Source organism: Bartonella sp. AP65SXKL (assembly GCF_042195725.1).
GTDB lineage: Bacteria > Pseudomonadota > Alphaproteobacteria > Rhizobiales > Rhizobiaceae > Bartonella.
In genome coordinates this window covers 23,712-40,291 of sequence record NZ_JBHIOW010000007.1, presented here as the reverse complement: position 1 = coordinate 40,291, position 16,580 = coordinate 23,712, and the positions used below count along the sequence as shown (strand labels likewise).

Annotated in this window: 16 protein-coding genes and 1 tRNA gene; 7 read left to right on the top strand and 10 right to left on the bottom strand. The window is 35.0% G+C overall.

From position 1 onward, the window contains the following. The first annotated feature begins 79 nt into the window (after positions 1-79). The gene (locus ACFIMP_RS05690; RefSeq protein ID WP_375636811.1) at positions 80-616 is read left to right on the top strand and encodes a hypothetical protein; all 537 of its coding nucleotides are present in this window, start codon (positions 80-82) and stop codon (positions 614-616) included. A 46-nt stretch (positions 617-662) separates the two neighbouring features. Next, positions 663-1,271 (top strand): bifunctional nicotinamidase/pyrazinamidase, encoded by a 609-nt coding sequence (pncA, locus tag ACFIMP_RS05685; RefSeq protein ID WP_273790795.1) that lies wholly within the window; start codon positions 663-665, stop codon positions 1,269-1,271. A gap of 453 nt (positions 1,272-1,724) precedes the next feature. On the opposite strand, the gene ACFIMP_RS05680 is transcribed toward pncA, so the two are convergent. Beyond that, positions 1,725-2,777, bottom strand: coding sequence for a DUF475 domain-containing protein (locus ACFIMP_RS05680; RefSeq protein WP_375671884.1), 1,053 nt, complete (start codon positions 2,775-2,777; stop codon positions 1,725-1,727). A gap of 359 nt (positions 2,778-3,136) precedes the next feature. Here ACFIMP_RS05680 and ACFIMP_RS05675 point away from each other — a divergent pair, with 359 nt between their 5' ends. Then, positions 3,137-3,676 carry a helix-turn-helix domain-containing protein gene (locus tag ACFIMP_RS05675; protein ID WP_375628802.1) on the top strand — a complete coding sequence of 180 codons (540 nt, stop codon included), beginning with the start codon at positions 3,137-3,139 and terminating at the stop codon, positions 3,674-3,676. 389 nt (positions 3,677-4,065) lie between these two features. Then, complete coding sequence (locus ACFIMP_RS05670) at positions 4,066-4,245, top strand: YegP family protein (RefSeq protein WP_142416545.1); 180 nt, start codon at positions 4,066-4,068, stop codon at positions 4,243-4,245. Positions 4,246-4,775: 530 nt separating this feature from the next. Here the strand turns inward: ACFIMP_RS05670 and ACFIMP_RS05665 are convergent. From ACFIMP_RS05665 to ACFIMP_RS05650, 4 genes are all read right to left on the bottom strand, one after another. After that, positions 4,776-4,946 carry a hypothetical protein gene (locus ACFIMP_RS05665; protein ID WP_375613355.1) on the bottom strand — a complete coding sequence of 57 codons (171 nt, stop codon included), beginning with the start codon at positions 4,944-4,946 and terminating at the stop codon, positions 4,776-4,778. A 52-nt stretch (positions 4,947-4,998) separates the two neighbouring features. Beyond that, complete coding sequence (locus ACFIMP_RS05660) at positions 4,999-5,310, bottom strand: hypothetical protein (RefSeq protein ID WP_375613354.1); 312 nt, start codon at positions 5,308-5,310, stop codon at positions 4,999-5,001. Positions 5,311-5,616: 306 nt separating this feature from the next. Further along, positions 5,617-5,865 (bottom strand): hypothetical protein, encoded by a 249-nt coding sequence (locus ACFIMP_RS05655; protein WP_375613353.1) that lies wholly within the window; start codon positions 5,863-5,865, stop codon positions 5,617-5,619. A gap of 21 nt (positions 5,866-5,886) precedes the next feature. Continuing rightward, complete coding sequence (locus ACFIMP_RS05650) at positions 5,887-6,012, bottom strand: hypothetical protein (protein ID WP_375613352.1); 126 nt, start codon at positions 6,010-6,012, stop codon at positions 5,887-5,889. Between the two features lie 610 nt (positions 6,013-6,622). Here ACFIMP_RS05650 and ACFIMP_RS05645 point away from each other — a divergent pair. Beyond that, positions 6,623-6,937 (top strand): helix-turn-helix domain-containing protein, encoded by a 315-nt coding sequence (locus ACFIMP_RS05645; RefSeq protein WP_007347852.1) that lies wholly within the window; start codon positions 6,623-6,625, stop codon positions 6,935-6,937. Here ACFIMP_RS05645 and ACFIMP_RS05640 read toward each other — a convergent pair. Both ACFIMP_RS05640 and ACFIMP_RS05635 read right to left on the bottom strand, forming a co-directional pair. Further along, positions 6,861-7,043 carry a hypothetical protein gene (locus ACFIMP_RS05640; protein WP_375611974.1) on the bottom strand — a complete coding sequence of 61 codons (183 nt, stop codon included), beginning with the start codon at positions 7,041-7,043 and terminating at the stop codon, positions 6,861-6,863. The two genes, ACFIMP_RS05645 and ACFIMP_RS05640, sit on opposite strands and share 77 nt — an antisense overlap. 1,697 nt (positions 7,044-8,740) lie before the next feature. After that, positions 8,741-8,817: transfer RNA gene (locus tag ACFIMP_RS05635), tRNA-Ile, on the bottom strand. A gap of 169 nt (positions 8,818-8,986) precedes the next feature. On the opposite strand from ACFIMP_RS05635, the gene ACFIMP_RS05630 reads away from it, so the two are divergent. Continuing rightward, on the top strand, positions 8,987-9,730 hold the full coding sequence (locus tag ACFIMP_RS05630; protein WP_375613351.1) for an SIMPL domain-containing protein: 744 nt from the start codon (positions 8,987-8,989) through the stop codon (positions 9,728-9,730). Positions 9,731-9,759: 29 nt separating this feature from the next. On the opposite strand, the gene ACFIMP_RS05625 is transcribed toward ACFIMP_RS05630, so the two are convergent. From ACFIMP_RS05625 to dnaG, 3 genes are all read right to left on the bottom strand, one after another. Then, complete coding sequence (locus ACFIMP_RS05625) at positions 9,760-10,221, bottom strand: YcgN family cysteine cluster protein (protein ID WP_375686119.1); 462 nt, start codon at positions 10,219-10,221, stop codon at positions 9,760-9,762. A 609-nt stretch (positions 10,222-10,830) separates the two neighbouring features. Then, positions 10,831-12,846: an RNA polymerase sigma factor RpoD gene (gene rpoD / locus ACFIMP_RS05620; RefSeq protein WP_375613401.1), complete on the bottom strand. Its 2,016-nt coding sequence runs from the start codon at positions 12,844-12,846 to the stop codon at positions 10,831-10,833. 391 nt (positions 12,847-13,237) lie between these two features. Beyond that, the gene (gene dnaG / locus ACFIMP_RS05615; RefSeq protein WP_375668334.1) at positions 13,238-15,175 is read right to left on the bottom strand and encodes a DNA primase; all 1,938 of its coding nucleotides are present in this window, start codon (positions 15,173-15,175) and stop codon (positions 13,238-13,240) included. 134 nt (positions 15,176-15,309) lie between these two features. Here dnaG and ACFIMP_RS05610 point away from each other — a divergent pair, with 134 nt between their 5' ends. Then, a complete protein-coding gene (locus ACFIMP_RS05610; protein WP_375638344.1) occupies positions 15,310-16,527 on the top strand; it encodes a mechanosensitive ion channel family protein in 1,218 nt (405 codons plus the stop codon). Positions 16,528-16,580: the final 53 nt, after the last annotated feature.

Sequence of the window (16,580 nt, the reverse complement as noted above, 5' to 3'; positions counted from 1 at the left end):
AGCACTTACGTCGTATCAAAAGCTTTCGCTTTATATTGGTACATTTTTTCTAATCTCACAAGCCCCAGTATGGTCCTGAATGCAAAAAAACATCCCCCTAAAGAGCAAAAAGCAAATCTTTTTAGCTGTACCTGAAACCTGTTATCAAACATTGCCTCTCTTTTCCATACCAGATATAACATTGTATTTTTATCGTATTAAACCGACTTATCAATGTAATATGGTACCACAAAGAAAAGCAATTCTCTATGCGCCTTCTTTTCTCGCTTTATGGGCTTTATATTACGCAGTAAAAAATCCTTCTCTTTTTTCATCGATTTTTTGCTACGGAAAGCAATGGTCTTCACCCCTTGCCTTGATATGGCTTAAATTACGTTTACAAAACGACCGCCGCCTTATGGGATCTGACGTCCCAAGCCCAATGATCATGAAAGCTTTGCATCAACACGTAGCAACAAATGAATACAGTGCCCTTCCCATTGGTACGTGGTTACAATTCGTAAAAAACTATAAAGCCAATTGTAAAAACTTATCCATCCCCCTCTTTTGGCTTGATAATTATAAAAATAATATCAATATCCAGCACATCATTTCAAAACTTCAAGACGACATATAGCTTTTTAAAAATACGATAAAAGCTCATCTCGTATAGGAATATATTTATGGAAAAAAAAGCCTTAATCGTCATTGATGTTCAAAATGACTTCTTACTAGGTGGAGCACTTGCCGTACCTCAAGGTGATGCTATTTTACCCGCCGTCAATAATCTCATAAATCATTTTGACCACGTTATCTTAACCCAAGACTGGCATCCCAAAAACCATTGCAGCTTTGCTTCCTGCTATCCTGAAAAAAAGCCCTATGATACAGTCATTCTTGACTATGGTCCTCAAATACTTTGGCCTGATCATTGCATACGAGGAACACAAGGAGCAGAATTCCATCCATCTCTTAGAGTAGAAAAGGCACAACTTATCCTTAGAAAAGGCTATAATCAAAAAATGGATAGCTATTCTGCTTTTCTTGAAAATGATCAAAAAACACCAACAGGTTTACAAGTTTATCTCAAAGAACATGGTTTTACTAAGCTCATTATGTGTGGCTTAGCAACTGATTTTTGTGTCGGATTTTCTGCTCTTCACGCTATGCAATGCGGTTTTAAAGTCAGTGTTTCATTAAATGCCTGTGCTGGTATAGATGTAAACGGATCACTAAACACTATGCTTAAAACAATGAACGAAGCCGGTATAGAACTTTTAATGGTCTCTTAAAAGATCCTTCTCTAATCTACCATTATAATACACTGATTTATAAAGGATAAATCATTTTTCACATATTTAAGTAAGAGTCCAGAATATCGTAAATTCTCTCATTTCAAACCTGTTTCAAAACCATTCTCTTACACGTTACAAAGAGAATCCAATGTATGAATAGAAATCATTCAAAAAAACATGCAAAAAGGCCTCTTATGAACCATTAATGCAAAAGTTTGTCATAGTATTGAAAGCTGCTAAAAAGTATAACATCAGCTTTCTGTCTTATATTTAGGTCAAAAAGTATCCTAGAGATTGTACATTATTGGCTTCATGGGTAGTATCATGCAATGAACTCAACTTTAAAAAAACGCAAATAAGCAATAAAATAGTATTTTATTTTGCATAAAAGACCTCTTTCTATTCAAAGATATGCGATAAACAAAAGTGTGAAAAAGGAAGAAATCTCCATTACTTAGATGCAACATGTTTATCTAATTGACGATGCTTAAAACGAATTGAAGAATATAATGCCATTCCAATAATACAGACTCCCACAAGTCCTGTTAAAACTTCAGGAACCGATATAATCGTTTGCAGATACATAATCACTGCAAGAACTAGAATTGCATAAAAAGCACCATGCTCTAAATAACGATAATGCAATAATGTTCCTGATTCAACCAACATAATTGTCATAGAACGAACGTAAAATGCTCCGATACCAAGACCTATCGCAATAATAAAAAGGTTGTGTGAAAAGGCAAAAGCACCAACCACGCCATCGAAAGAAAAACTAGCATCAAGAACTTCTAAATAAAGAAACGCCCCTACTCCCCCGTGAGCTACTGTTGTTAAAGTCTTTTGAGGAGTATCCAAGAGATGACCGACAACTTCAACACCGATAAAGGTCAAAAGTCCATAAAGTGCTGCCAATAAAAAAGTTATTTTATTTTCTGCGTCAATCTGAGCTGAAACAAATAAGATCAAAATCAAAACAATTGCAATATCAATTCCAACAAGCGCCCCAAACTTTTGAGCAGATCTCTCTATAACATTAAGCCAATGCACCTCTTTTTCAGAATCAAAAAAATATTTTAAGCCAACCATCATAAGGAAAGTTCCTCCAAAAGCAGCAATCCCCATATGCGCATCGGTTAAAACTTCAGCATATCGATGTGGTTCCCATATCGCTAATTTGACTGCCGCAATTGGATTAATCCCAACAGCAACGACAACCACCAATAATGGAAAAACAATTCTCATCCCAAATACAGCTATCAAAATACCCCATATAAGAAAACGACGACGCCACAATGGACTCATTCTACTAAGAACACGCGCATTGATAATAGAATTATCAAAAGATAAAGAAATTTCCAAAATTCCTAAAACAAAGCAAATAAAAAAATATTTAAGAAAACCAGTAATACTTTCCGTTTCAAACCAACCAATAACCCCTCCTAAAAAGACACCAATAATCGTGAAAAAAAAAGCAAACCCAAAATAGCGTAATAGGGACATGATCATTCCTCAAAGTTTATTTTCTACTTCATCTAAGCACACCCAGTACCAATCCAAAGTTTGCATCTCTTTAAAGTTGCATCTATTAATGCAGAGGTGTATAGAATATATATGGTAAAATTACATGAAAATTCTCTCAAAAAAAGCAAGAGACAAATGTAGCAACAAGGAATTTTGTTTTGAAGTGAATATCAATTGTCAATACAATAAGTGCAAGATTGCTTTCTATCTACACAAATAAAAAAAATAACAAGAAATTAAAGCTATAATATTGACATTATATCATAGAATATTAATACATAGTGTGCTTTTATTATTTAATGATTTATACCATGATGATTTACCGAGGGAGATAATTCGTGGCACGTCCTGAAACTGAATCAAAAACCATATTTGGAAAACGTTTACGTTATGTACGTCTTGCTTTAGGCGATCCATCGCGTGAAACCTTAGCTAAAAGTTTTAGCATGACAAAAAATTCCATTGCTTTTTATGAGCGTGGAGAGAGAGAACCCAATCTTAGTGTCTTACAAACATACCGCACGTTATATGGTGTCAATATTAATTGGCTTTTAACTGGACAAGGAAAAATGTTTGACACCGAATATACAAAAGGTGATTTTGACTGGAATTATTTTATTAAAAAAATCGAGGGACTGGAAGAAACACTTGCCGATAGTGATCGTAACGAAAAACTAAATCAAGAAAAAATCGACAGTTCTTATGAAAAATTGCAGCAATATTTGTCAAGACAAGGTTTATCAAATGGTTTTAACTCTAAAACTACAACCTCTCTTATCGATATGAAAGCTAAAATGGCCAATTCTTATACCCTTAGCTTATTCATTGATTTACTCATTCGAAGCGTATCCCAAAAAGAGGTTATAGCTAATCAATAAACGTCTATTTCAAAAGAAAAAGCAAGAAATGATTAAACACCAGTATGGAAAGAAGTATTTTTTTACTTTATCCGTGCTGGTGAAGTTTTATATAATTTATAAACTTTATTTCTGTAACGACAGAAAAATATTTGCGTTGTAAATGAAAGTATAGTGTCTTTAAATTAAAAAAAATAATTTTATAGTATAAAATTCTCATTCATATCTTATTGACAATAAATTTTTTCTTGTTAAAAGAATAATAGCTCTCATAGAAATTATTTTTTAAGGTCAGAAAATTTAAGGGGAATATATTGACGACTTCCTAGAGAGACATACATTAATGTTTACAAGCGGATTAGTTAAATATTTATCCTGAAAATTATCAGCTATTTTATGAGGTGGGAAGCATGTATTTTGAGGTGTTTCAAGGAGTTCACAATCAATGGTACTGGCGTTTAATCTCAGGAGATGCACAAAAAATTGCTTTTTCTAGTAAAGGTTATCCAACAAAACAAGATATCCTAATCAATATTGAGCAAATAAAAGAAATTACACATAAGGCTCTTATTAGAGAACTACAGTCCTAACGTTCTTTACCATTAAAACAAGCGTTTATTTTGTATAATGGTATGGTAGTTACTTTTGTGATAAATGAAAAGTGATTGATTTGCCCTCAATGAGAGGAAGTTTTTGTATTATTTCTGACACTCACAAAGAACATTCATATTCTTACAGATTATATGTTTATTTTCAATCATACTCAAATCTCTATAGCCTTTATCAAAAAGAAAATCTCTTAAGTTTTGTATTTTTCATAAAAAATAAACGCACATGAAGAGAAGATAAATCATCAATGAGAAATATATTTACTCTAAAAGATATTAATATCTTTTACGTTCATATTCCTCTTCTGTATCTGATAATCATAACTGACTTACCCATTTCATCTTCATAAAAAGCAAATATCTCTTTCTTTCTATTATCATGCAATTTTTTATACCTATTAGCTGAAACTATCGTAGCATTTATACCTTACATCTAAAAAGAACGTGCAAAACTGTTTCCAGCAATAATATAAAATTGCTGGATTGTATAGACGCGCTTTTTAATAACTAGCCTACCTATAAACTGGTTTATCATCATAAACTCTTATTTTATGATCAACGACGCTCTGTCTTATAACCTTAAATGTTGTCATAAAATCAGAGTAAACTTGAATATTCTCTTCCAATACAATCTCTCCATCAGCACCATAATTGGCTTCATTAAAGTTTATCTCTCTCGTCATTCCAATCTTCCTAACACATTTCCAAACCCTTTAATGCAAAATATGAATACAATCACTCTTTATCATCTTCAGATTTAAGCATTTTTTTATATTTCTTTTCATTTTTTTCATATTGCTTAATTTGTTTTTTCAGTTTTTCAATTGCTTGGTCGCGTCTTTTAATCACCATACTTTGCTCTCTAATAGCCCTATCTCGTTCTTCAGTCATCTTCATAGAATCTCTTAAAAACTCATGCTTTATTCTTCTAGATTCCTCTTTTAAAATTTTCACTTGACTGCGATAATATAAAGAAAATCGAAATATAACCCCGCTGCACAACAAAACAACAATCATTGCTCCCAATAAAATTTCGTTTACACTCATTTGGATCTCCCTTAATTGTCGCTCAAGTGATCATCTTGACCAATTTGTTTCATCCTCAATCAAAAAAAGAATGCAATAAATTGCATGTTCCAAGAGTGATCAGTCACTCTCGGCGTTCTTATTTTCTCCATTAAAGCATTGATAAATGACGCAAACAAATCTCTGAAAGCGGCTAAATCTACACTCACACCAATTATTTGCGACACATTTATTGACACAAAATACAAAAAATAAGGAACGTCAAATAAAACTAACGACGCAATCCAATCATACAAGCCTTGCCCAAATCGTTCCTATCTTCCTTTTTTACGCCATGTGGAATGCGGCTATATATGAAAGTTTTTCATTATTACAAAAATCTTCAGTGTCACAAAGCACAGCATTTCTGTAAAATTTTGCCTTCCCACAAATCTTTACATCACCACAAACTAAAGCATCATTATAAACTCGAGCCTTTCTAAAATCACGAGTATCACCACAAAATTCAATACATTGAGCATTCAAAACTTGATCAAAAAAGACCGCATTAGCATAAACATATGCATCTCCACTCATATTCAAATAACGATAAAGTTCTTATTTTTCATAAACATGCGAACTCTTACGAACGACTAAACAACCATATGTTAATGCATTGTTATCAATAACAATATCATTATAAACACAGACTTCATTATAAACCGCAGCATCATAAAAACACATTCATCCCCATAAGGGCATTGATCGAATGTACAATTCTACCAAACAACCACCTTTGTGGATCAGATTACCTTCCTGTTTAATAAAATATCCAAGATCACTTTTTTGATATTTCCCATTTTTTTACGCATATATACGATATACCATCTGATAGTGATCTAATTTATTACAATAAAGAAGAAATCAGTATTCTTTGTCTATGCAATTTACATTTTTTCTACAGCCATTATCCTATCTCTTAAGGCTCTAAAGCTTCGTTATATTCACACACTACCCCAACATCAGAATTTTTTTTACAAATTCTGATGTTGGGGTATATCTTGATTTATAATGCTGCTACGTATACTATCATAGTGAAATCTCATAAACATACGAGTGTGTATCGCCCTTTCTGGTATACACATTTACTTTTTCACAACCGTGGAACTAAGCAACCATTTTTATTGATTCGAATCTGAAAGTGTATGGGGACATTTTGTTATTAGTTAAAAACAACTCTATATGCTTCCTTAGCGAAGAGCTACACATGGATATTTTCACGCTCCTTGTATCATATATTCTGGATTCGCAACGCAATATTAACGCTATAGCGTAAATATGTAAAGGTCTAAAAATGACAAAGACTGAAAAAGATTGGTTCCAACGCTTAGTTGAATTGATAAAAAGTGACGGACGAACAATGATTGAAATAAGCAGAGCTGCAGGCTGTGGACAAAATTACGTCCAACAAATGATAAATGGAGGCAAGAGGCCTTCTGTAGATAAACTCATGGCTATTTTGAATACACTGGGAAATGCTAGTGCCATATATGTAATAACTGGTTTCAACATCTCCGATGAAGACTTAAAACTCATAACTTTGATTTCGTCTGGAGATAAAAAGAAGATTGAAGCCTTAAATGTTCTGTTGAATGAGCAGAATCTGTAGCATTTTCTACTTTATCCAATATCGCTTGCTTTTGAGACGTCGATAAAGACTCCCATTTCACAATAATATCAGATAAAGTTGTTTCAAATTTTTTATCATTCTTCATAGTCATACTCCATGTAGTCACACTATATAACGCTAAAGCGTTTAAAATATATCTCATACCTTAGAAAAAAATATTTGCAATAGGCAGTATGGAAGCAATTGTGTACAAACTTATTTTACAAAATCAGATGAAGTTCTATTAGTCATGTACCATGGTGAAACAGAAAGCATCACACGATCCAGACCTTCTTATGAAAATTGGTATAATCTATCAAAAACGCGAATAATGTTACGCAGATCTTGCGATTCGGACCAATAAAAACTAATGTGAAAATATCCCTGAAGACACTTCTGAACTCTATATAAGAGAACACGAAAAAGCTTTTTTGAAAAAAATACATCACAATTTATTCTACATAGCACCATCTATGTTTTTTTAACAATATTGCAAAGCGAGAATATAACAATGTTATAGGAATAAATTCTTATAAACAGAGCCACACTACCTAAAACTCTGTAACACATTTACAGGTAACCTCCCCTCTAAACGCACCTTGTAAATACTAATATAAGTCTCTATCATAAGCAAAAATGATACTATCAAAAAAATAAAACGAATCACCACGCACAATCTTTGTACGTAAATTTTATACAGATTTACAACAAGAGAGAAATTCCCTTATGCAAATGAAGAATTATATTTTAAAAGTATGGCTTTGAAGAAGAAGTATACTTTTCCAAAAAAACACCCTCCCTGCCAATAATTTTTCATAAGAGAAAAAACTCATAATAAAGATAAAACTCTCTATACGATCAATACGAGAAAAATGTTAGCAATACAAAAAAGTGCTAGGGTTACCGCAATATTGCCAATTCCTTATCAGAGTAAAATCAAAAAAGACATCTGCTCTTCAATAATAATTCGGATCACATGAAAACTCTATAATTTAAACATTAAGCAAAAAATACACAAAAACAGAAAATGGCATTTTAACAAATTTTCCAATATCATAGAAAACATTTCTTACAGAATAATAAAATGCTTATTACAATAGAATCTGGATGATGCAAAGCGATAGAAACAATCACTCAATTGACTTTTCAAAGAACAATTAATAAAATTCTTTTCAAAAAACACGCCACCGTCACTATGAACAATATTTCTCAAGATATTAAATAGAATTCCTTTCTTGGGAAAAAGAAAATAACAACAAATGTTATCATCGTTGCCCCATGATACATATGAATGCCCATAGATCACATTCTCTTATACACTAACCTTTCATCACAATGATGCTATTCGAACGTCTAAAAGACATTAACATCACTTAGAAAAAAGCAAATTTACACTAAATGTTTTTTGAGCCATTTGTTCTGAACAGGTACAATCTTTAAAATTGGTTTTATTGAGGTCTGTTTATTTGCAGAACAAGTATAAATAAACTTATCCAATGAAGCTTTTAGCCTTCTATTTTATGAAGAACACCATATAGAAAAAGTACAAAACAGTATATGAATTAAGAAAGTAAATAGCGCCCCATATCAGTTAATCCAAATGCTAAAAGGTTGCAAATGAGAGAACTTCTTTGATGAGACTAAGAAAACATACCATCATATTAAAGCAACTGAGAGAAAAAACTGCAACAAACAACGACCAAAAGCTTCTAAAACAAACAGGAAAATAAATAAAAAACGAAAAAGGTAGAATCTCAAAACTTTTATATAAGCGATCCATTTTTCTATTGTACATTTCCCTATTGGTGGGCCCGGAGGGACTCGAACCCCCAACCAAGCGGTTATGAGCCGCTGGCTCTAACCAATTGAGCTACAGGCCCTAAATAGGTTGTTTCTCTCTAAACTAAAATGCCCTATGATACAAGAGCTGACAAAGATTATAACCCATCTTTTTCTCTTTTCTATTGGTTTTTTTTCAGTGCTCTAATTTCTTTACAAAAACTCTTAAAAATGAGAGAATAATTAACTGACAAATATAAAGGTATAGATATGATAGAAAAGAAAATTCAACCACTGAAGAGTTCTCTGGTTAAAACAGTTATATTAGCATTTACACTCTTAGCCACATCGTTGACTGTACGTGCTTATGCTGAAGAAAATAAAATGAAAAATGCAACGATTACAGTGACAGCAATCGGAGAAAGTCAAGCAGCACCGGATATGGCCATTATTAATCTAGCCGTTGTTACCTATGACAAAACTGCCCAAAAGGCATTAGCTTCCAATAATCAATCCATCAATGATATTATAAACGCTTTTAAAAACAATGGCATCCAAGCAAATGATTTGCAAACATCAGGCTTATCCATTTATCAGTCAACCTCTGATAAACACCACGAAAAAAAGAATAATGAAAAACTCTATCATGTTTCAAATTCTTTAACCGTGCGCATTCGTGATCTTACCAATGCTGGTAAAATCTTTGATCAAGCGATGACACTAGGTGTTAATTCAGTTAACGGCATTACTTTTACCAACGCAGATACAAAACCATTTTATCAAGAAGCACGTAAAAAAGCCATTACTGAAGCCATTGAAAAAGCGCAAACGATAGCGCAAGCAGCCGATTTAAAATTAGGAAAAATTATTGAAATCAATGAAAAGGATGATTACTATCACCCAACACCACGTCTCATGAGTAGAGCAGCAGATGTAAGCTATGCAAATACAAATTTTGCAGGTGGTGAATTAAATTATAACGTGAGCGTCACTGTAGTCTTTGCGATCGATTAAGTCACAAACAAGTTGTATAAAAAATCATATTACTGGCCTTCACGTAGAAGACCAGTAATGTGATAAAGATAATCTTCCTCAGATAATAATTCGTCTTCGTAAATCTCTATTTGTCCGCGTGCAGAAATATGCGCTGTATGTACCGTCTGACAATCCCCTGATACCAATGGATGCCACCAATGAAGATCTTTTCCCTCATAAATTAATCTATAAGCACAACTTTCTGGGAGCCAACGCGCTGTTTTAACTGTCGTAATGTCTAGCGATATACAATCTGGTACAATTGATTTACGATGAGCATAATCTCGACACCTGCAGGTTTCCCCATCTAAAAGACGACAAGCAATACTGGTTGCATAAAGGTCACCCGTATCATCGTCCTCAACTTTATGGAGACAACAACAGCCACAGCCATCACAAAGGCTCTCCCACTCAGAAACGGAAATCTCTTCTAATTTTTTTACTTTCCAAAAGGGAAGTTCTCCACTCATAAACTCAGACTCACCTTTTTTAATTAAGACGATCTATAAAAAATGAAACGTTTAATTTCTATAATTTTATCTATTTCTGTCTCTTAAAAAGATTCAACTCAATGTATACTTTAAACCATGTTCTTAAAAGCTATCTGAATAAAAAGAGAATATTCAAAAATAGCGCATATAAATGAACATAACCTATTGAAACATCTCTTTGTAAACTTAACGAAGAATAAAATGCGTCACCTAAAATGATAGAAAAATTCCCCAAAGAACATACATTTTTCATCAAAAAGTCCGTATGTTGCAATATAAGTTTACTCCTAACAGATCTCATTTCTTAAAAACGAGCCGCGCTATACGCAAGGTAATGTTTTTATCGTTCATTTCTTGAAAGCCCCCTACTCTCTACTCCATAACCACCCTTTGCCCTATATCTATTCTTTTGAGACAGAGAAGTATAAAGCCCCAAAGCTAAGAAAAACATTAAACATCGAAAACTTTCTAGATTGTTCAAATTCTTCCTATGTTTTTCTCAAAAAGTATCCAAGTACAACATGAAGCACCTCCCCCCTTCATTAGGAAGAAAGAGGGAGTTATTAAAATGCACACGAATTCTTTTATTTAAGAATCGAGAAAACTGCGCAATTTTCGTGAACGGCTAGGATGTTTTAATTTACGAAGTGCCTTTGCTTCAATCTGACGAATACGCTCTCTTGTAACTGAGAACTGCTGTCCCACTTCTTCCAATGTGTGATCGGTATTCATCCCTATTCCAAAACGCATCCGCAAAACACGTTCTTCTCGTGGTGTTAATGAAGCAAGAACGCGTGTTGTCGTATCTCGCAGATTAGCTTGGATAGCTGCATCAATTGGTAATAACGCATTCCTATCCTCAATAAAATCACCCAAATGGGAATCATCTTCATCACCAACAGGCGTTTCGAGAGAAATAGGTTCTTTTGCAATTTTAAGAACTTTTCGTACTTTTTCTAACGGCATAGAAAGCTTGCTAGATAATTCTTCTGGTGTTGGTTCTCGTCCAATTTCATGGAGAATCTGACGCGAGGTACGAACGATTTTATTAATTGTTTCAATCATATGAACAGGAATACGAATTGTACGTGCCTGATCAGCAATTGAACGTGTAATAGCTTGACGAATCCACCATGTTGCATAAGTTGAAAATTTGTAGCCGCGCCGATATTCAAACTTATCCACAGCCTTCATCAAACCGATATTGCCCTCTTGAATAAGATCAAGAAACTGCAAACCACGATTGGTGTATTTTTTTGCAATTGAAATGACAAGACGCAAATTAGATTCTACCATCTCTTTTTTCGCAATTGTTGATTCGCGTTCACCTTTCTGCACCTGCATAACAATCCGACGAAATTCACCAATCGAAATAGCCGTTTCTTGCGCAAGATTTTGTATTTCACTTCGCAGTTTTTGGATTTCTTTTGCTTCACGCACCGAAAACTCTTTCCAACCAGGTGTAGGCAAAGCAGAAATATAATTCATCCAATCCGCGTCCAATTCACGCCCTTGGTATTCTTTTAAAAAGTCCTCATGGCCAATGCCATAGCTATTGGCAATCCGTTTCAGCTTACCTTCATTATGAATCAATCTCTTATTAATGTCATAAAGCTGTTCAACCAAAGCTTCGATACGATTTTGGTTTAAAGAAAGGGATTTTACTGCTTGAATCAACTCACCCTTTAATTGAATATATTTCTTCTTCTGAGAAGATGTAAGAGCCCCCTCTTTACGCTCTGCCAAACTGCTTTCAACATGCTGATCTTGTAATTTTCGTAATTTCACATAGGTTTGAGCAATAAAATCCAATGTTTCCATAACTTGAGGACAAAGTTCATTTTCCATTGCAGCAAGCGATAAGTTAACATCGTCCTCGTCCTCTTCATCATCGTCTTCAATGTTTCTCTCTCCTGCGCTCTCCCCCATATTACGTATACCAGAAGACATTTTTTCTTCTACGGTCTTATCAACTTCACTTCGCTCAATAACAGGAGCCTGCTTTGCTTCTGGACCAGCATAAGTCGTTTCAAGATCAATAATTTCACGAAGAAGAATACGCTGCTCTTTTAACTCATCACGCCAGATAATAAGAGCCTGAAAAGTCAAAGGACTCTCACAAAGTCCCGCAATCATTGTCTCACGCCCTGCTTCAATACGCTTAGCAATGGCAATTTCGCCTTCCCGCGAAAGAAGCTCAACAGCTCCCATCTCACGCAAATACATACGCACCGGATCATCCGTACGATCTGTTACTTCGCGTTTATTCGTTGTCGTTGCAATTGCGTGGCTAGAGGCTTCTACTAAATCACCCCCCTCTACCGTAACTTCTTCTTCATAATTTTCAGACTCGACTTCATCCTCATCATCCACAACATTAACCCCCATCTCAGAGAACATCGCCAAGATATCTTCAATTTGTTCGGATGTAACCTCGTCAGAAGGAAGAACAGCATTGAGTTCATCCATTGTTACGTAACCATTTTTTTTGGCAAGTTTAATCATTTTCTTGATGGCATCATCAGAAAAATCAAGAAGAGGACTATCCAAACTCGCTTGGTTTGTTACTTCTGCATTATCTTTCTGTTTAACCTTTGTTGCCATACCATAACTCCACTCGATCACTTCATAGTTTCCATGTAACCATAGTTTCCATGTGACCAGTTTTTTTTGTTCTCACTAAAATCTACCAATAGTTACTCATATATACTTCCTGTTAAGAGATTACCATTGGAAAGAATACATTTTGTATACGCCCTGACATCCAGACAAGCTTGACATCCAGACAAAAACGCGGGAAAACTCCAGAAGTTTCCCCGACACCTCTCAGCCCTTCTGAGATAATCTCTGCACCCTATCGTAAGAACCAATTTCCCGCTTTTCCTAAAATTTACCCGCTTTTCCTAAAATTTAATTGTCATCTTTATAAAAATGTCACTCCACATAAACTTCCTCATCTAAAATTTAAGTGACTGATTCGCATTAAAAAAGCGAATCATTTTATCGTATCTTGTGTATTCCCGTCTATTTTTTCATCCAACCAACTTCCAAATCCTTCAATTAACGCTTCTGTTGCCTGCATCTGCTCCAGCTCATTTTTTACCTCACGAAGCAGATCAAAAACCTCACTCTTAGGATTTTCTACAAGTTGCTCTTCAATATCCTGTAACCTCTTATGTAGGTGGTGTTCTTGAAGATGCAAGTAGACAGCTTGTTTTAATATAGCACGCGCATCTTCTATAGGGGCTCCACCAGGAATAATACGCATACCAATATTTTGCACAAGATGTTTCATACGCTCTAACAGAGCCTTTTGCCCTCTTTTTTCTAAGAACACAACCATCGTCTCTTTATCATGAAGCTGTTGGTCCCCAAGAATTTCCAACATAGCTTGATGAAAAATTATCAATTGAGTATTTTTTAATTCTAACTCAGAAAGAATTTCAAAATTTTCATACCACAACTCAGGATAGTAAGCTAAAGTAAGTAAAATCACTGCTTCACGCAAAGGGATAGATTGCGAAGAATTTCGTACTATTTCAGAATTTGCTAACAGAGAAAAGGTTTGATCTTTAAAGGTCCTATTTGGTGAAGATTGACCATATCGCCCTTCCCCCCTTTTTTTCGAAAAAGAGGGACGAAAAAAATCAAAAAGGCGTTTTTTTACATCTTGCAAATAATAACGACGGACATCTTCATCCTTAATCGTAAAAATTTGTTGTTTTAGTTGTTTTTCTAGCGCTGCTCGTGCCTCTGGAATTTCAAAATGCTTTCCATAGGTAGCACGCCACCATAAAAGCTCACTCAAAGGAATAGCTTTTTGCAAAAAAGAAGAAAAAAGCTGTGCTCCACCAGCACAAACAATTTCATCAGGATCTTTCCCTTGTGGCAACAAAACAAAGCGTACACAAACCCCAGCCTTTAAAAGAGGCAACACACGATCAGCAACACGAAAAGCAGCTTTTAAACCAGCATCATCACCATCAAAACACAAAATAGGCTCCTTCCCCATCTGCCATAAAAGCTCAATTTGCGCTTCCGTTAATGCTGTCCCTAAGGGCGCTACAACTCCTTCAAAACCAGCTTTAGTCAATGCAATGACATCCATATACCCCTCAACAACAAGGAGTGAATGAATTTTTTCATCGCCAACAAAGCGACTATTTTTGCGAGCTGCTGCCGCGTTATAAAGTATATTTCCTTTATGAAACAGCACTGTTTCAGGGCTATTGAGATATTTTGCTCGTGTCTCTTTCTCTAATGCACGCCCTCCGAAAGCCACCACACGTCCGCGCAAATCTTCGATAGGAAACATAATGCGATTTCTAAATCGGTCATAAGAATCTGCGCTCTCCTCATGCACTGAGAGAAGCCCACATTCTTCCATTTGCTTTATTGAAATGCCCCGTGCACTCAAAGCTTCTTTCAAAGCTGTACGCCTTACCGGTGCAAAACCAATGCGGAAACGCTCTACAAGCTCTGGTGTAACACCACGTGCATCCAGATAACGACGTGCTTGCGTACCTTCTTTATCGCGTAAATTATATTGAAAAAAATCTGTAGCAATTTTCATCACATCATAAAGGTCAGCTTTTTCCAGTTGACGTTTATGACTTTGTGAATCCAAAATAGGGAGTTTTATTCCCGCAAAATCAGCCAAACGCTCTACACTTTCTGAAAAGTGCAATCCATCAAGCTCACACAAAAAGGTAAAAATATCTCCACTTACACCACAACCAAAACAATAATAGCGCCCTTTATGATCATCACAATGAAAACTTGGCGTTTTTTCACCATGAAATGGACAACAACACCAAAAGTCTCCCCGTGAAGGCTTACTTTTTCGAGGATCAAAATCCACCCGTTGCCCAATCACTGTTGAAATTGGGAGTCTCGTACGCAATTCATTAAGGAAATCGGGCGGAAAACGCATTATCTCTCACAGAGTTTGAAAATTCTTTTTTGCATATTTAACGACTTTAGAGCATAATTCCAATACTTCCTCTTAAGCAGTTGTAAAATTTTAAACCCTCAACTGCATATATTTTTAGAAATGGAGAATAAAAAGTGATCGAATTTATTGCTCAATATCCGTGGTTAGAGGCTATTTCTTGGCTTGTTATTCTTACTATAGCTGCCCTTTTAGTGAACTTTCTAGGACGAAAATTACTTATTCACGGAGCAAAAAAACTCTCTTCTTTTCTCCCCAAAAATACAACGATCGATATTAATAATGCTATTCAATACATAGCGGATATCATTTCAGCTTTTATTCTTTCAATTGGTGTTAATTTTATCTCAACATTGCCCGATGCATTTAGCACTGTCATCAGTAATGTTGCCAACGCCTTCATTATCTTCTTTGTCGTCCTGACAATTTCTTCCTGTCTCAATGTCATTAACATCCTTTACGAACAACGACCAACAGCACGACTAAAACCAATAAAAGGTTATATTCAAATTGCTAAAATTGCACTTTTTGCTGTTGCAACAATTTTAATGGTCGCTACATTGATTGACCGTTCCCCTCTTATTCTCTTCTCCGGTCTTGGTGCAATGGCCGCGGTTCTCATGTTAATTTTTCAAGATACGCTTCTTTCTCTCGTTGCCGGTATTCAAATTTCATCCACTGATATGGTTCGTGTTGGGGATTGGATTGAAATCCCCAATCTCGGTGCCGATGGTGATGTTATTGAAATTGCCTTGCATACTGTTAAAGTTCAAAATTTCGACAACACCATCACCTCAGTTCCTATCCGTAAACTTGTGACCGACCCTTTTAAAAATTGGCGTGGAATGCAAGAATCGGGTGGCAGACGCATCAAACGCTCCCTTTTTATTGATCAATCAAGTATCCATTTTCTCACAAAAGAAGAACAAAAATATCTTTCCCGATTTAATTTATTAGAAAGTTATTTCACGCAAAAAGTAGAAGAAATCGAACAATGGAACGCTCAATTAGATAAAAATCATGATGTCTTAGCCAATACGCGCCGTTTAACCAACATTGGAACTTTTCGTGCTTATGTTTTTGCTTATCTACAACAGCATCTAAACATCAACCCTAATATGACCCTCATGGCACGGCAATTACCTCCTACAGAAAATGGTTTACCCTTAGAAATCTATTGCTTTACAAACACCACCGTTTGGATCGACTATGAACAAATTCAAGGCGATATCTTTGATCACCTTTATTCCATTCTGCCCTGTTTCGGTCTAAAGGTTTTTCAAAATCCAAGCGGTTATGATTTTAATCAAGTATTAAAAGCAAAAGTGAAATAAAAACAATAAACTTCAATTTATTAATTTGAGGCAACCACATTCACAACAACAAA

Excerpts from the sequence above, each read along its gene's own strand:
- ACFIMP_RS05680 (WP_375671884.1), bottom strand. The coding sequence starts at position 2,777 with ATGTCCCTATTACGCTATTTTGGGTTTGCTTTTTTTTTCACGATTATT.
- ACFIMP_RS05660 (WP_375613354.1), bottom strand. The coding sequence starts at position 5,310 with ATGAGTGTAAACGAAATTTTATTGGGAGCAATGATTGTTGTTTTGTTG.
- ACFIMP_RS05625 (WP_375686119.1), bottom strand. The coding sequence starts at position 10,221 with ATGAGTGGAGAACTTCCCTTTTGGAAAGTAAAAAAATTAGAAGAGATT.
- rpoD (WP_375613401.1), bottom strand. The coding sequence starts at position 12,846 with ATGGCAACAAAGGTTAAACAGAAAGATAATGCAGAAGTAACAAACCAA.
- dnaG (WP_375668334.1), bottom strand. The coding sequence starts at position 15,175 with ATGCGTTTTCCGCCCGATTTCCTTAATGAATTGCGTACGAGACTCCCA.
- ACFIMP_RS05645 (WP_007347852.1), top strand. The coding sequence starts at position 6,623 with ATGACAAAGACTGAAAAAGATTGGTTCCAACGCTTAGTTGAATTGATA.
- ACFIMP_RS05650 (WP_375613352.1), bottom strand. The coding sequence starts at position 6,012 with ATGTGTTTTTATGATGCTGCGGTTTATAATGAAGTCTGTGTTTATAAT.
- ACFIMP_RS05640 (WP_375611974.1), bottom strand. The coding sequence starts at position 7,043 with ATGAAGAATGATAAAAAATTTGAAACAACTTTATCTGATATTATTGTG.
- ACFIMP_RS05670 (WP_142416545.1), top strand. The coding sequence starts at position 4,066 with ATGTATTTTGAGGTGTTTCAAGGAGTTCACAATCAATGGTACTGGCGT.
- ACFIMP_RS05630 (WP_375613351.1), top strand. The coding sequence starts at position 8,987 with ATGATAGAAAAGAAAATTCAACCACTGAAGAGTTCTCTGGTTAAAACA.
- ACFIMP_RS05655 (WP_375613353.1), bottom strand. The coding sequence starts at position 5,865 with ATGAGTGGAGATGCATATGTTTATGCTAATGCGGTCTTTTTTGATCAA.
- ACFIMP_RS05690 (WP_375636811.1), top strand. The coding sequence starts at position 80 with ATGCAAAAAAACATCCCCCTAAAGAGCAAAAAGCAAATCTTTTTAGCT.
- pncA (WP_273790795.1), top strand. The coding sequence starts at position 663 with ATGGAAAAAAAAGCCTTAATCGTCATTGATGTTCAAAATGACTTCTTA.
- ACFIMP_RS05665 (WP_375613355.1), bottom strand. The coding sequence starts at position 4,946 with ATGACGAGAGAGATAAACTTTAATGAAGCCAATTATGGTGCTGATGGA.